The organism is Apibacter sp. HY039 (assembly GCF_004023655.1).
GTDB lineage: Bacteria > Bacteroidota > Bacteroidia > Flavobacteriales > Weeksellaceae > Apibacter > Apibacter raozihei.
Genome location: NZ_SAYM01000005.1, coordinates 28,731 through 42,474 on the forward strand (window position 1 = coordinate 28,731; position 13,744 = coordinate 42,474).

Genomic DNA, 13,744 nt, shown 5'->3' on the forward strand with positions numbered 1-13,744 from the left:
TTTAGAAGATAAAGAGAGAGAAACTTCTTTAGATTCTCTAGAAAGGTATTTAGGTTATGACAATTTTGAGAAATTTTTAGATTATTACGATTCTATATCTAAATAAAAAGCCTCTTTAGAGGCTTTTTTAGATATTTTATAACAACGAAAATTATTATGTAACCGAAGAGGGAATTCTGGTACATAATGGGTATAAAGATGCTAAAGTTGAAGTTGAAGAAACTCAAGTAGGTAAGAATTATACTAATGGAAAAGATGGAGAAAAAATTGTTTCTGGAGGATTAGCTAATGAATTTCCTGATGATGATGTAATGCAGCAAGTTTCAGGAAAGTTTCAAGATGGAAAAAGAACTGTTTTTGATGATCTTGTTGTAAATACGGATGGAAATGTTAAGTTGTCTAATGAAACTAAAACAGGGAGAGGAAGTTATACGACAAATCAACAACGATATAGAAATGGAGAACCGGTTACTTTGACAGGTAAAAATTCCGGTGATTTAAAAGGGACAACTATTTCAATAAATGATACACCGGATAGACTTAGTCAAGTAAATTTGGAAACAGGTAATGTAACAAAAACAACAACAAAACCATGAATTTAAAATTAGACCATACTAAAAATATATTGATAGATAGCACAAAAAATCTTTTAAAAAAAGAAGGTTTTGTTTATGATCAGGTAAAAGAGGCTTTTATTAGAGAGGATTCTTTGGGTAATAAGCAAATCATTTCTTTTTTCTTTTATAATCATGATACTAATATTCAAATAGAAATTAAAGTGGAGTTAAAAATTAAAAAGATTGAAGATATTTATTATGATTCTATAAAGTGTACAAATATTAAATATGAAGACCTGAAAACATTATCAGTAAATATAGGTGCAATAATTGCATATCAAGAAAATAACCTAATGGTAGGAGGGCCTAATAGAAATAAAGTTGTTTATTTGATTGAAAATAATAATGATACAGAATTATTATCTAAAGTTATTCCTAAAAGAATAGAAGAATATATTCTTCCTTTTTTTAAAGATAATACATCTATTCAAAAAGTTGATTATTTATTGAATAGTCATGTTAAAGAGATATCTCCTTTTCGTTTTCTCTACCCATATAGATCTTGTATAGGAGTAATTGCTGCTAAATTAAATAACTCACCTTACTTAAGTGAAATAATTGTTAGCTATAAAGAAAGATTGAAAAACTCTAAAGGTGAATTCCAAAAACAATTTGAAGATGTTGTTAATCAGATTAATAATATATAATAAATAGATGAGAGATGAAAAGCTAATAAATATATAATTTAAGAAAGGTTAATAAATTATTATTTCATTTTATATTTAATCTGGGTCAATGATAAGTACCAGATTGGTGGAATTTATAACTTTGACGTACAAGATAACGAAAACTATTATGTTACCAAAGAAGGAGGGCTATTGGTGCATAATGAGTATAATAAACCAAGACAACCAAGTGATACAAATCCTAATATAGATCACTCAAAAACCATTAAACATAGTGATGGAAGTGTTAGTTATACAGATATTAATGGTAATACGGTAAAATATAATGCGTCAGGATATCCAGATTTTTCACCATATTCAAAGAAAGATGTCCAAGTTCCAGGAATGACTGGAAATTATACTCATGATGCAGGATTGGCAAATGCACAAGCAGGTTTATCCAGTACTCCAAATGGTTATGTTTGGCATCATGTTGAAGATGGTAAAACAATGCAGCTTGTGCCTAAGAATATAAATAATAAATTTCCTCATACAGGAGGAGCTTCAGGATTAAAAGATGGAGCATTACCATAAAAATTATATATTATGAATAAATTAAATAGTTTAAATAAGGTAGATAAATCTACTAATGAGAAAATTTTAAAACAATTGGAATTAGATTTAGGTTTTATTATTTATTCAGATTTTAAAGAAGTATTAATTAATTATAATGTTGCTAAACCTTTATATTCATATTATAAGAAAGATAAAATAATTTTTAATCTGGATTATTTATTAGGTTTTTCAAGTAAAGAATTCGAAGATTTTAAATCTGTATATAATATTTATCTAAGAAGGATGCCAGAAAATATGATTCCTATAGGTATTATTGATGGAGCAGATCTATTATGTATGGATAATAAAACAGGGGGAATTTATTACTGGTTTCATGAAGAAGATGATTGGGGGTTAGAAGGAAATGAAAAATATCCTGCTCAGGTAGGAAATTCTTTACAAGAGTTATTAGAACTATTAATACTTAATGAAAAACCAACTAAAGAAGAATTAGATAAAGTTGAAAAAGAAGGGAAAACTATCTATACTTCTGATGATTTTGACGATTTATTTTCAGATTATAAAATAAAGAAGTAGTAAGAAGTTTTCAAATACATCGGATTAGACATTTTTTAATTTGAATAGCTCATAATTAGTATGTAAAATAATAAAATTAATTTATTTTCTTTACCTTATACGGTAAAAGAATAGGAAATAGTATGGAAGGTATGTGTATCTCCATAGATGAATAATTTATAAAAAAATCTAAAGATAATTTTTATTTGAGTCCTTTTCAATAATAAAAACTATTATGTAACAGAAGAGGGTATTTTGGTGCATAATGGGTATAATTCTAAAACAGATAGATTTACTAATGAATTGCCAGATGAGTTAGCAAGAGAACTTGAAGAAGCTAAAAGGCTTGGGGTAAAACCTACAAGTATAAATAATTTGGATGAATTTGAGAAAATGGTTAATAATGCTGAGCAGATTAAATGGGCTATGCTTGATGATGGCACATTTGTAGCAATGCCAAAATATGTAAACGGGATTGAATTAAAACATACTGTACTAACAGGTGGAAAAGAGGTGTATCCGCAGGAGAAGTTTTTTTTGCTGGAGATAAAACTATAGGTTTCTTTGGGTATTTAAATAATAATTCAGGCCATTATAAACCTTCTGCTGGGAGTGTTGAAAATGTTAAAAATATGTTTGGTAATTTGATTAAATTTTAAATATTTTTAATATGAATTTAAATATTGAAACAGTATTTTCTTTAAAAGAAAAAGGTGTAAAAGATATTAAATCATGGTTGACTAATGTAATAGAAAATGACAATGATTTCGAGAATAAATTTAACGATTTTAATATTTTATTATTGTCCGAATGTGTTAATTCCAAGATTTTTAAATCTAAAACACAACAAGAACAACTAGAATGGGCTGAATTATATATCTATATACTATCAATATTAGATGATATATATAAAAGCCCAACTCATGCTTATATTTCTCAAAGTATGGATTTGCGAATAGAAATGATTAAAAAATACGGAGATAATCCAAAAAAAGATATTTTAAATTTAGATAAAATTAAAGATTGGATAAATTTAGATAAAATAAAATTTGAAGAAATTGAATATTTGCATAAATCTTTCATGGAAAATAGAGATAAAGATACGTTATATAAATATCAAATAATAAGAAGTAAAATTTTTTCTCTAAAAAAATTATTAAAATATGAGTTTATAAAATCAAATAAAAAAATCATTCAAATTATCGATTATATTGATTCGAATTCTTTTTTCAAATCAGAATCGGAATTAAAATAATTATGGCATATTCACAAGATAATTTTCAGGAATGGATATTTTTAATTGATGATGAAATGGATTCTTTTACTAATGACTTTTCTAAAGAAAATAATTTGAAATTAGATTATAGCGTTATTTCTTTAGATGAATTAGAAAAGAGGATATTTAGTAAATTTAAAGATAGGTTTGAATTAAAAGAGGACTCTAAATTATAGGATTTATTAATAATATATATCGGAGATACTTTTAGGAAACACATAGGTGGTATATGGTATATGGATTTAGAAAATAAAGAAAATGCATATTATCATATGCCTGTATTGACAAGTCCTAATTATAAAGGTGAAAAATATATAGCACCATTAACGTTTGCCCCAGCTTGTATTATGAAAAAAAGGGAATTATTTAGTACCATATCAAAGAACTGCATGAAAGATATGAACATTCCTGTAGAAGAATAATTTATAAAAAAGTCTCTTTAGGGTTTTGTTTATTTTAGTCCTTTTAAAAAACGAAAACTATTATGTAACGGAAGAAGGAATTTTGGTGCATAATGGGTATGGTCCTAAAAATGTTGATTTATTACAAAGTGATATAGCAAAGGCATTTGATGATGCAGATATACCTTAATTTACAAGGTGAGAAATTTGGTCCTAATGGTTCAATTGGTGAAATTGATTTTCAATTAGATAATTTTCATATAGAAGCTACTGTACAAAACGGTGGTAAATTAAAACAAATAGTTAGGCATATGACCAATGAAGTTTTAAATCCAAATGGAAAGCCAGCTATACTTATAGGTCCCAATTATAAAAACTCCACAGCTGTTAAAGCAATAGAAGATACTGGAGCAACTGTTGTTCATTCCATTGAAGATTTAATAGGTATAATAAAATAAATAAAATGAGTATTGATGTTGCTGCCAAATTCATAGACAATAAAGAAACGATTAAAAATAAGTTGACCCAATATATCTATCATGAAGACACGAGATATGATGAAATAACATTATCCTTATTGAATAAATGGATATATTTATATGAAGAAAATGAAGAAATTAATTTAGATATATACTTCAGTAAAGATTTTTCAAAAGAAGAAAGGATTTTATTTATTGATATTTTATTGAATTTAAGTTTCAAATAGAAGGTAATCAAAATATTTAAAAAGACTCATCTTCATAAATAAATTTATGTGTATACTACACAGATACCGTTAATTTTATAAAAAAAAAACACTGTTATTAATATTGAAATAGCATACAAAAATGAATACCCAAGAAATTTTTAATGATAATAATTAAAAAAAAGCTGTTTTAATAAATGAAGGGCATATAAAATTTGATTTATTACCTGATATTTAGAAAGAAATAAAATTAGAGAATACTGAAGAATAAAATAAAAGTATAATATTAAATTAGTAGATATTTTAAAAAAAATTGAATTAAAGAATAAGAATAAATGATAAAAGTCTCTTTAAAGGCTTTTTATTTAAGTTCTTTAAAATTTTAAAAATTATTATGTTACCGAAGAAAGGCTATTGGTGCATAATGGGTATAAAGAAGCTAAAGTTGAATAAATTCAAGTAGGTATGAATTATACAAAAGAAGAATGGGAGAAATTTGAACAAGAACAATTTAAACTTTATGCACAAAAAAATAAGTTACCACTAGAAGAAGAAAAACCGAAAAAAGGAGGAAGATTCTTTTTAGATGAAAAAGAAAGTGATTTTTAAATTTTCAAGAATATCGTTTAAAAAAAAGTCAATGGAAATTTTATTCACTTGTTAAGATGAATATATTTATAACTATTATCAATAAAATCATTTACTGGATTAAATCTGTATCTTTGTTTCTACAAAATTAAACAGTAGTAATTACATGGGACAGTTACAAAATGATTTTTTTGATTATCAGGCAAAAACCACCTTATACGCCTCAGGTTTTGAAGTAGAAAAAGCGGTAGGTAATTATATCTATGGAAAAGATGGAAGAGCTTATTTAGATTTTGTTGCCGGAGTTTCTGCCAATACACTTGGGCATTCACACCCCAAAGTGATTCAGGCAATTAAAGACCAGGCAGACAGATATCTCCACGTGATGGTTTATGGAGAATATGCCTTGGAAAAACCGGTTGAGATATGCAAAATGCTGGCAGAAAATTTACCGGAACCTTTACATACCACTTATTTGGTTAATTCAGGAACGGAGGCTATAGAAGCTTCCATGAAACTGGCGAAAAGATACACTGGCAGACAGGAAATTATTTCTTTTATAGATGCTTACCACGGAAATTCACAGGGCTCATTAAGTCTTGCCGGAAGAGACACCAACAAAAAGCCTTTTGAACCCTTATTACCACAAATAAATTTTATTGAATTTAATAACGAAAATGACTTTTCCAAAATAACGAAAAAAACGGCTTGTGTTATTGTAGAAACCATTCAGGGAGCGGCAGGCTTTATAACTCCTGAAGAAAACTATTTTAAAAATCTTAAGAAACGCTGTGAAGACGTAGGAGCTCTGTTAATTTTAGATGAAATACAACCCGGATTTGGAAGAACAGGCAAATTATTTGCCTTTCAATGGTACGGAATAGTCCCTGATATATTGGTAATGGGAAAAGGAATGGCCGGAGGCGTACCTATTGGTGCATTTACAGCATCCGCAGAAATGATGGATTCTTTGGCAGATCATCCCAAATTAGGACACGTAACTACCTTTGGTGGAAACCCAATTCCTGCCGCTGCAGCCTGTGCTGTATTGGAAGAACTTCTTAATACCGACTTAATGGATCAGGTGCATGAAAAAGAAAAAATTTTCAGGGAAAATTTACAACATCCGGAAATTATTTCCATAAACGGACGGGGATTAATGCTTGCCGTACAACTAAAATCACCGGAATTTACCCTGGCTGTTGCTAAACGATGTATGGAAAAAGGATTAATAGTTTTTTGGCAGCTTTACAGGAATGAATATATGAGAATTTCACCACCTTTAACCATTACAGAAGAAGATATAAAAAAAGGTTGTAAAATTATACTTGAATCTATTGAAGAACTTACACATTAATAAGGAGCAATGGATCATATCGAAAGATATACTTCTCAAATTCCTTTAAAAATAGTATTTTTACACGTATTAAAAAATCAAAATTATATACTATGGCAACCGCACATATACAGGCAGAGCTGGGCGATATAGCGCAAACGGTACTTATGCCGGGAGATCCTCTAAGAGCAAAATATTTGGTGGAAACCTATCTGGAAAATCCGGTACAATTCAATGCTGTTAGGAACATGTTGGGCTATACCGGAATTTATAAAGGTAAAAAAATATCCATTATGGGTTCGGGCATGGGAATGCCTAGCATAGGCATCTACTCGTATGAGTTATTTTCCCGATACGGAGTTGAAAATATTATACGTATAGGTTCAGCAGGCTCCTACCAGGAGAATATAAAAGTTTATGATGTTGTTTTAGCGGATAGTTCCTATAGCGAATCTACCTACGCTAAAATTCAATCAGGGTACGAAAATGACAAAACGTATCCTTCCGAAATTATCAATAAAATAGTGCTTGAAAAATCTGCAGAATTACAAATACCAGTGGTACAAACCTGTGTACATTCCAGTGATGTTTTTTATGTAGAAGGAGGTTCTGATTATAAAAAATTAGTTGCAGAACATAATTGCGGATGTGTTGAAATGGAAAGTTTTGCGCTTTTTCATAATGCAAACGTATTAGGTAAGCATGCTGCCTGCCTGTTAACCATATCGGATTCATTTATCACAAAGGAAGAAATTTCCTCAGAAGCACGTCAGACATCTTTTGATCAAATGATGCATCTGGCTCTTGAGTCCTCATTAAGTTTATAAAAACGATACTACTAAAAAAGCGGTTGAATAAGTCATTCAACCGCTTTTTTAGTAATATGTAGTATAACAATTATAATTCGTTAATAAAACGGGTAAACAAGGCAACCAGCTTGTCAAAAGCAAAAAGAGAAACTTCCGTGTCATAAATATCATGATATCCGCTTTTCCCCCCCAAAGTATAAACGAAAAAAGAAGGAACCCCTTTTTGGTAAAAAGGGCAATGATCACTATTGCAAGCACTTCCACGTACTTTTACCTGTTTAAGATAGTTGAAATTATAACTGATGGCTTCTAATTTAGAGAAAGATTTAGGAAATTCTTTTCCGTTCACTACCTGTATTCCCTCTTCTCCTGTACCCACCATATCAAAATTGAGTAAAAACTTAATTTTTTTTAAGTCAAATAGTGGATGATTGACAAAAAACTGGGAACCCTTCAGACCCGCCTCTTCTCCAGCAAACGCTATAAATACCAGGTCGAATTTAGGTTTTTCTTTTACATAAGCTTTTGCCATAGAAAGTAACAAAGCAACTCCGCTGGCATTATCGTTGGCTCCCGGAAAGATAACATCATTGATTTTTCCTAAATGATCGTAATGGGCTGTAAGAACAATAAGGCTATCGGAACGTTTTCCCTTTAGGTATCCAACGACATTATTGGCTTCAAAAGCAGGTTCGAATCTGGATTGTAAATCAATATCAACTTTCGTAACAGGCTCAGGTATCGACTGACTGCTTAAAAATATATCTACCGTTTGAGTTTGTACAGGACTCAATGTGTGTATAAATTTAGAAGAAGTCTGCTCAATTACCAAGGGAATTGAAATTCCTTCCAAGACGCTTTTGCTAATTAATTGTGGAATTTCATGGTAAAACTGATTGGCTGTACCATCCCGTATAATCAGATTTTCCGGAAATCGAACATCAGGAAAAACTACCGGATGATGATTAAGTCTTTCCATCTCTTTATCAAAATACGAACGGTCATTCCAATCAAAAATGCTGTCAATTACAGAAGCATTGAATTGCAAAGGTGTAAAAGTTCCTTTTATAGAAGGAGATCCTGCACCTATTAAATAATCAGTTCCTAACGTCAGTTTTTTATTATTAATACTAACTTCACTTTTTTCAATAATGTTAACCGGATAGGAAAAAGGCTGGAAATAACTGCTGTTTAGTTGAGACAATCCTATTTTACCAAATTGAGAAGCTATTTCTTCTGAGGCTTTCTTCATTCCATCATCCACATATCCTCTACCGGACAATTCTGTGGATGTAAGCTTTTTGATTACTTGTTCCGCATAGTTTTTAGGGCTTTGAGAAAATAAAATAAATGAAATAAAACAAAAGAAACTGGAAATTATTTTTTTCATATATAAATTTTATTAAGTTGATGGATACAGCACATGAAAAATTAATTTAAATTTTCACTTTTTATATAAGGCTGAGAATGATCCGATGGGATTTTAAATAAAATACTAAGCTGATAATAAGACCGTACACGCTTTTTATTACGCTTTGCTGAATTCCATCTTGACTGGGTTTTTTGTAAAACTCTTACCACTTCTTCGCCACAACCTCCACCAATGTCTTGTATTATTTTAATATTGCTGATTGTACCATTATTTTCCACTACAAATCTAACGATAACTTTTCCCTGAATATTTGAATTGACAGCAGCAGTCGGATATTTAAGATTAGTAGACAGAAATAATAACAGGTGCTGGTAACCTCCTTCAAAATCAGCCTTGGTACTAACTTCATTTTGTTTAAAAATTTTATCATCTGTAGTATGAGTTGACTTTTGCCCAAGTGAGTATGAGGACATAAACATAAGAAAAGCAATAAAAAATACTGTTTTGAGAGAAGAAGATCTGAGCATACGTTTAGATTTTATTTGGGGTTCAATATATTATATTTTAATCAACCTGATAATTATTTTTTTAAATCATTTATTAGTATCAATAAAAACAAATGAATTTTTCAGAATTACATACTTAATCAGCCTGGGTAATTTGTTTCAATTTAACCATAGAAAACAAATTGCAAGCCAAATTACTTACCACCAAAGATATAAATTTAACTTAATTAACATCTAATTAAAATCAAGTAAAATGAATTTCTTATTTTTGAAGAACTTAAGAAAATGCTTAAAGTTTGCAAATGAAAAAAATAGTTATTATATCTCTTTGGTTTACGTGTCTGCTGCCTGCACAGGATTATCCAAAAGATTTTATTTCCCCTTTACAAATTCCAATCACTCTTTCAGCTAATTATGCGGAATTGAGAAAAAATCATTTTCATGCAGGACTTGACATGAGAACCCAGCAGCGAACAGGTTTAAAAGTAGTCGCTCCACAAAAAGGATATATATCTAGAATCAAAATTTCTGCCTATGGTTACGGAAAAGCAGTTTATATTGATCATCCTAATGGCTATACTACGGTATACGGGCATTTGAGCTCATTAGCAGATAAAATTGAAGAAAAAGCCAGAGAAGAACAATACAAACAAAAAAGTTACTCCATAGATTTATATTTAAAACCGGGAGAATTATCTGTTGCCCAGGGGGAACTTATAGCTTTAAGCGGCAATACGGGAGGTTCCGGAGGCCCTCACCTTCATTTTGAAGTAAGAGATACTAAAACTGAAGAGGTGCTTAACCCTTTTTTATTTGGTTTTGACATTCCTGATACTGTTAAACCTAAAATTAACGGAGTATGGATATATCCTATCACAGGAGAAGTTGACGGGAATTATAGTAAACGAGCGGTTACCGAAGGAGGCACTTATTCGGCAAGCGGAGCCGTAGGGTTTGGAGTAAAAGCTTATGATCAGCAGAGCGGTTCAGCGAACCTAAACGGAATTTATTCTATAAAAACCTATGCAAATGAGGTATTGCTGTCAACATTTAAAGCAGATAAACATTCCTTTGATGAAACAAGGGCAATAAATGCTACTATAGACTATCCGGAACAAGTTTCAAAAAATAGCTGGATATACCGGACCTATCTTCTTCCGGGAAATTCTCTTCAAATGTATGAACAAAGTACAAACAGAGGAATTTTAGAATTAAAACCCGGAATCGACTATACTATTAAAATTGAAGTGGGAGATTATGCAGGAAATATAAGTACACGTAAATTTACAGTAAAAGGACTTAAATATGACGGTTTACCGGATATAGCCAATGAAAGCTCGAAAAATAATCGGGTTGACTTTGCGAAATCTTTTTCAATAAAAAAGGATGGTTTGACCGCGACATTTGAAACTCATTCGTTTTATGAAAATTTTATATTTGACTTTAAAAAACTTGCGGGTAACAAATATCAATTACATAATAACTCAGTTCCCGTGCACAAAAAATACGAAATGAGCATAATTCCGGACTGGACAGTTTTGGATCAAAATCAAGCAGAACATTACGTAATATTCAGACAACCTAATTTTGGCTCTGGCAAATCTGAATATCTTGATACCACCTATAAAAATGGTATTTACTATGCCAATCCTAAAGACTTAGGAATATTTACACTAATTTTGGATAATACTGCCCCGCAGATATCTTGTCCTTCCTTGGCAAAATCTGACAAAATAGGAAAACGGCTGGCCTTTTTTATAAAAGATAGCCAGTCGGGAATCAATACTTACGATGTTTTTATAGATGATCAGTGGATTTTGGCAGAATATGAATATAAACAAAATTCTCTATTTATACCCGATCTTTCCAAAGAAGGTATTCAACCGGGAACTCATAAGGTAAAAGTACGTGTGACAGATAATGCTAATAATGAACAAACTTATACAACCCATTTTGAAAAATTATAAATTCATTCAGGTTTTTATTCTTGTAATGCTTTCAACAATGCTTGGAGCGCAAAGTATAACTATTTCCGGAATCGTAAAAGATTCGGAAGGAAAGGCCATTAACAAGGCGAAGATATCTGTAACGTCAAATAAATATACCTTGTCGGATGAGTTAGGGAATTATTCTATTTCTGTGCCCAAAAATACGCAGGTTAATTTAATTGTCAAGCACTCAGACTTTTCTCCGGATATTATTAAAGTGCCTGCATCTCCTGAGAATATGCATAAAGATATCATCCTGAAAACTTTTTCAGAAAAAGAACTTCCAGAAATAACCTTTACAGGTACACGAAAATCAGGAGATTTGACCTCGGTACAAATTGATAGAAAAAATATTCAAAATATGCCCACTCTGGGATCTGGTGTGGAAGGCATCTTAAACACTTTTGCCGTAAGTACAGCCAGCGAGCTGAGCTCTTTATATAGAGTAAGGGGAGGAAATTATGATGAGAATCTCGTATACATAAACGGTGTGGAAATTTACAGGCCATTAACCATAAGAAACGGACAACAGGAAGGGATGAGCATTATCAATCCGGATATGGTATCCACCATAAATTTTTCTGCTGGAGGTTTTGAAGCCAGATATGGCGATAAAATGTCAAGTGTACTGGATATTAATTACAGACGGCCCAAAAAGATGGAAACTTCTTTGGAAGCAAGCCTTTTGGGAGGAAGTTTAACGTTTGGATTTGCAGATAAAAAAGATATAAAAGAGCAAAAATTTAACGGATTGGTAGGTGCACGTTATCGAAATACAAACTTAATACTGAATACTTTGAGTGGAGATACTAATTTTAACCCTCAGTATTTTGATATTCAGACTTTTTTGCAATATAAAGTATCGAAGCAATGGAATATCTCTTTTTTAGGAAATTATTCATCTAATGATTACGAGATGATACCTAAATCACGGGAGGTTGAATTCGGAACACTCAATCAGCCCATCAAATTAAACGTAGCCTATAAAGGAAAAGAAAAGGATAAATATCGGACTATGAATGGGACTCTGGCGTTCCAGTTCAGGCCTTCTGATACATGGACATTAAGTCTGGACGGATATGCATTTCATTCAAAAGAAGAAGAAGCTTTTGATATAGCCTCTGCTTACATATTGCATACAGTTGATCAGGAAACCGGAGGTGCTATTAGTACATTTGGTTCCGGAGGGCAGTTGGATCATGGAAGAAATAATTTAGATATGCTCGTTGCCGGTACACAATTAAAGGCAAAATATAAACTTAATATAAATTCAACCTTTGAAGCAGGCTTGCAATATCAGGCAGAAGATATCAGAAACTTAAAAAACGAATGGCAGCTGATAGACTCTCTAGGCTACTCTATTCCAAAGCAGATTCCTGATCCGGGAAACCTTAATGAATCTGATTTAGTTCTTAATTATAGAATAGGAGCAAACAACGAGTTAAAGTCAAACAGGTTTAATGGTTATTTACAATATACTACCAAATTTATGTGGAATACTACACGTGTACTAGTTAATGCAGGTGTAAGAGCCACTCATTGGGATTATAATCAGGAAACCAATTGGAGTCCAAGAGCTCAAATAGCAGTAAAACCTGACTGGGAATTAGATATGCTTTTCCGATTTGCTACCGGTTTGTATTATCAGCCTCCTTTTTATAAAGAAGCTCTCAGACTGGATGGTTCTTTAAATAAAAATATAAAATCACAACGTTCCCTTCATTTTGTTTTAGGGAATGACTTTGAATTTAAAATGTTTAATAAACGCCCTTTCAAATTGACCACGGAACTATATTATAAAAAGCTGGATGATCTTATTCCCTACTTTGTAGATAATGTAAGGATTATCTATACAGGAGAAAATAACTCTAAAGGATATGCCTACGGTATTGATGCTCGATTAAACGGAGAATTTGTTCCGGGAGCAGAATCATGGCTTTCCGTTTCATATGGAAAAACAGAGGAAAATATAGATGGACGGGGATATATTCCCAGACCTACTGATCCCAGATTTAAAGTAGGGCTGTTTTTTCAGGATTATATGAAAAAATACCCTCAGTTAAAAGCAAGCGTCAATCTGGTTTATGCTTCGGGACTGCCTAATGGTGCCCCTTTATTTACAGATCCATACACTTATCAAAGCACATTATCTGCTTATAAACGTGCAGACGTTGGTCTTACTTATGTGTTTGTAGATCAAAAGCTGAATAAACCCAGTAAAGGAAGCAAATGGAATAAGTGGGATGAACTGTCTTTAGGGGTGGAAATCTTTAATGTTTTTGATGTACGCAACACTATCAGCAATCAATGGATTCGGGATTTAAATACTGAAAGAACTCTCTATTATGCCGTACCCAATAAATTAACGGGGAGATTTTTTAATCTGAAATTAAATGCCCGATTTTAATCCGCTCGTTAAGCTGTGGGCAT

18 protein-coding genes are annotated in these 13,744 nt (G+C 31.4%); 16 read left to right on the plus strand and 2 right to left on the minus strand.

Annotated features, from left to right (window positions below):
• Nucleotides 1-311: 311 nt before the first annotated feature.
• From EQ921_RS10740 to deoD, 14 genes are all read left to right on the plus strand, one after another.
• Nucleotides 312-596: a hypothetical protein gene (locus tag EQ921_RS10740; protein WP_128331658.1), complete on the plus strand. Its 285-nt coding sequence runs from the start codon at nucleotides 312-314 to the stop codon at nucleotides 594-596.
• A complete protein-coding gene (locus EQ921_RS10745; protein ID WP_128331659.1) occupies nucleotides 593-1,264 on the plus strand; it encodes a hypothetical protein in 672 nt (223 codons plus the stop codon). Before EQ921_RS10740 ends, EQ921_RS10745 begins: the two co-directional genes overlap by 4 nt.
• Nucleotides 1,265-1,438: 174 nt before the next feature.
• Nucleotides 1,439-1,816 (plus strand): HNH endonuclease, encoded by a 378-nt coding sequence (locus EQ921_RS10750; protein ID WP_255424486.1) that lies wholly within the window; start codon nucleotides 1,439-1,441, stop codon nucleotides 1,814-1,816.
• Nucleotides 1,817-1,828: 12 nt separating this feature from the next.
• The gene (locus EQ921_RS10755; protein ID WP_128331661.1) at nucleotides 1,829-2,374 is read left to right on the plus strand and encodes an SMI1/KNR4 family protein; all 546 of its coding nucleotides are present in this window, start codon (nucleotides 1,829-1,831) and stop codon (nucleotides 2,372-2,374) included.
• A gap of 234 nt (nucleotides 2,375-2,608) precedes the next feature.
• Complete coding sequence (locus tag EQ921_RS10760) at nucleotides 2,609-2,911, plus strand: hypothetical protein (RefSeq protein ID WP_128331662.1); 303 nt, start codon at nucleotides 2,609-2,611, stop codon at nucleotides 2,909-2,911.
• A gap of 112 nt (nucleotides 2,912-3,023) precedes the next feature.
• Nucleotides 3,024-3,608, plus strand: a complete 585-nt coding sequence (locus EQ921_RS10765; RefSeq protein ID WP_128331663.1) for a hypothetical protein — start codon at nucleotides 3,024-3,026, stop codon at nucleotides 3,606-3,608.
• Between the two features lie 2 nt (nucleotides 3,609-3,610).
• Nucleotides 3,611-3,805 carry a hypothetical protein gene (locus EQ921_RS14840; protein ID WP_221410491.1) on the plus strand — a complete coding sequence of 65 codons (195 nt, stop codon included), beginning with the start codon at nucleotides 3,611-3,613 and terminating at the stop codon, nucleotides 3,803-3,805.
• A gap of 60 nt (nucleotides 3,806-3,865) precedes the next feature.
• Nucleotides 3,866-4,051: a hypothetical protein gene (locus tag EQ921_RS14845; protein WP_221410492.1), complete on the plus strand. Its 186-nt coding sequence runs from the start codon at nucleotides 3,866-3,868 to the stop codon at nucleotides 4,049-4,051.
• A 25-nt stretch (nucleotides 4,052-4,076) separates the two neighbouring features.
• Nucleotides 4,077-4,220, plus strand: a complete 144-nt coding sequence (locus EQ921_RS10775; protein WP_128331664.1) for a hypothetical protein — start codon at nucleotides 4,077-4,079, stop codon at nucleotides 4,218-4,220.
• Complete coding sequence (locus tag EQ921_RS10780) at nucleotides 4,201-4,488, plus strand: hypothetical protein (RefSeq protein WP_128331665.1); 288 nt, start codon at nucleotides 4,201-4,203, stop codon at nucleotides 4,486-4,488. The genes EQ921_RS10775 and EQ921_RS10780 overlap by 20 nt, the downstream gene beginning before the upstream one ends.
• 5 nt (nucleotides 4,489-4,493) lie before the next feature.
• On the plus strand, nucleotides 4,494-4,736 hold the full coding sequence (locus EQ921_RS10785) for a hypothetical protein (protein WP_128331666.1): 243 nt from the start codon (nucleotides 4,494-4,496) through the stop codon (nucleotides 4,734-4,736).
• Nucleotides 4,737-5,180: 444 nt separating this feature from the next.
• Nucleotides 5,181-5,324: a hypothetical protein gene (locus EQ921_RS14775; RefSeq protein ID WP_164875628.1), complete on the plus strand. Its 144-nt coding sequence runs from the start codon at nucleotides 5,181-5,183 to the stop codon at nucleotides 5,322-5,324.
• Between the two features lie 145 nt (nucleotides 5,325-5,469).
• Complete coding sequence (locus EQ921_RS10790; RefSeq protein ID WP_128331667.1) at nucleotides 5,470-6,660, plus strand: aspartate aminotransferase family protein; 1,191 nt, start codon at nucleotides 5,470-5,472, stop codon at nucleotides 6,658-6,660.
• 92 nt (nucleotides 6,661-6,752) lie between these two features.
• Nucleotides 6,753-7,466 carry a purine-nucleoside phosphorylase gene (gene deoD / locus EQ921_RS10795; RefSeq protein WP_128331668.1) on the plus strand — a complete coding sequence of 238 codons (714 nt, stop codon included), beginning with the start codon at nucleotides 6,753-6,755 and terminating at the stop codon, nucleotides 7,464-7,466.
• Between the two features lie 70 nt (nucleotides 7,467-7,536).
• Here the strand turns inward: deoD and EQ921_RS10800 are convergent, their stop codons facing one another.
• Nucleotides 7,537-8,838, minus strand: coding sequence for a M28 family metallopeptidase (locus EQ921_RS10800; protein WP_128331669.1), 1,302 nt, complete (start codon nucleotides 8,836-8,838; stop codon nucleotides 7,537-7,539).
• A gap of 41 nt (nucleotides 8,839-8,879) precedes the next feature.
• Nucleotides 8,880-9,347, minus strand: a complete 468-nt coding sequence (locus EQ921_RS10805; protein WP_128331670.1) for an energy transducer TonB — start codon at nucleotides 9,345-9,347, stop codon at nucleotides 8,880-8,882.
• A gap of 281 nt (nucleotides 9,348-9,628) precedes the next feature.
• Here EQ921_RS10805 and EQ921_RS10810 point away from each other — a divergent pair, with 281 nt between their 5' ends.
• Together EQ921_RS10810 and EQ921_RS10815 are read left to right on the plus strand one after the other, a co-directional pair.
• Nucleotides 9,629-11,293 (plus strand): M23 family metallopeptidase, encoded by a 1,665-nt coding sequence (locus tag EQ921_RS10810; protein ID WP_128331671.1) that lies wholly within the window; start codon nucleotides 9,629-9,631, stop codon nucleotides 11,291-11,293.
• Entirely contained in the window at nucleotides 11,256-13,721 is a 2,466-nt protein-coding gene (locus tag EQ921_RS10815) for a TonB-dependent receptor (RefSeq protein ID WP_255424483.1), read from the plus strand. Before EQ921_RS10810 ends, EQ921_RS10815 begins: the two co-directional genes overlap by 38 nt.
• Nucleotides 13,722-13,744: the final 23 nt, after the last annotated feature.

Bases quoted from the DNA above. Each gene is read 5' to 3' on its own strand.
- EQ921_RS10740 (WP_128331658.1), top strand. From the start codon at position 312: ATGCAGCAAGTTTCAGGAAAGTTTCAAGATGGAAAAAGAACTGTTTTT.
- EQ921_RS10745 (WP_128331659.1), top strand. From the start codon at position 593: ATGAATTTAAAATTAGACCATACTAAAAATATATTGATAGATAGCACA.
- EQ921_RS10755 (WP_128331661.1), top strand. From the start codon at position 1,829: ATGAATAAATTAAATAGTTTAAATAAGGTAGATAAATCTACTAATGAG.
- EQ921_RS10765 (WP_128331663.1), top strand. From the start codon at position 3,024: ATGAATTTAAATATTGAAACAGTATTTTCTTTAAAAGAAAAAGGTGTA.
- EQ921_RS14840 (WP_221410491.1), top strand. From the start codon at position 3,611: ATGGCATATTCACAAGATAATTTTCAGGAATGGATATTTTTAATTGAT.
- EQ921_RS14845 (WP_221410492.1), top strand. From the start codon at position 3,866: ATGGATTTAGAAAATAAAGAAAATGCATATTATCATATGCCTGTATTG.
- EQ921_RS10780 (WP_128331665.1), top strand. From the start codon at position 4,201: ATGATGCAGATATACCTTAATTTACAAGGTGAGAAATTTGGTCCTAAT.
- EQ921_RS10785 (WP_128331666.1), top strand. From the start codon at position 4,494: ATGAGTATTGATGTTGCTGCCAAATTCATAGACAATAAAGAAACGATT.
- EQ921_RS14775 (WP_164875628.1), top strand. From the start codon at position 5,181: ATGAATTATACAAAAGAAGAATGGGAGAAATTTGAACAAGAACAATTT.
- EQ921_RS10790 (WP_128331667.1), top strand. From the start codon at position 5,470: ATGGGACAGTTACAAAATGATTTTTTTGATTATCAGGCAAAAACCACC.
- deoD (WP_128331668.1), top strand. From the start codon at position 6,753: ATGGCAACCGCACATATACAGGCAGAGCTGGGCGATATAGCGCAAACG.
- EQ921_RS10800 (WP_128331669.1), bottom strand. From the start codon at position 8,838: ATGAAAAAAATAATTTCCAGTTTCTTTTGTTTTATTTCATTTATTTTA.
- EQ921_RS10805 (WP_128331670.1), bottom strand. From the start codon at position 9,347: ATGCTCAGATCTTCTTCTCTCAAAACAGTATTTTTTATTGCTTTTCTT.
- EQ921_RS10810 (WP_128331671.1), top strand. From the start codon at position 9,629: ATGAAAAAAATAGTTATTATATCTCTTTGGTTTACGTGTCTGCTGCCT.
- EQ921_RS10815 (WP_255424483.1), top strand. From the start codon at position 11,256: ATGAACAAACTTATACAACCCATTTTGAAAAATTATAAATTCATTCAG.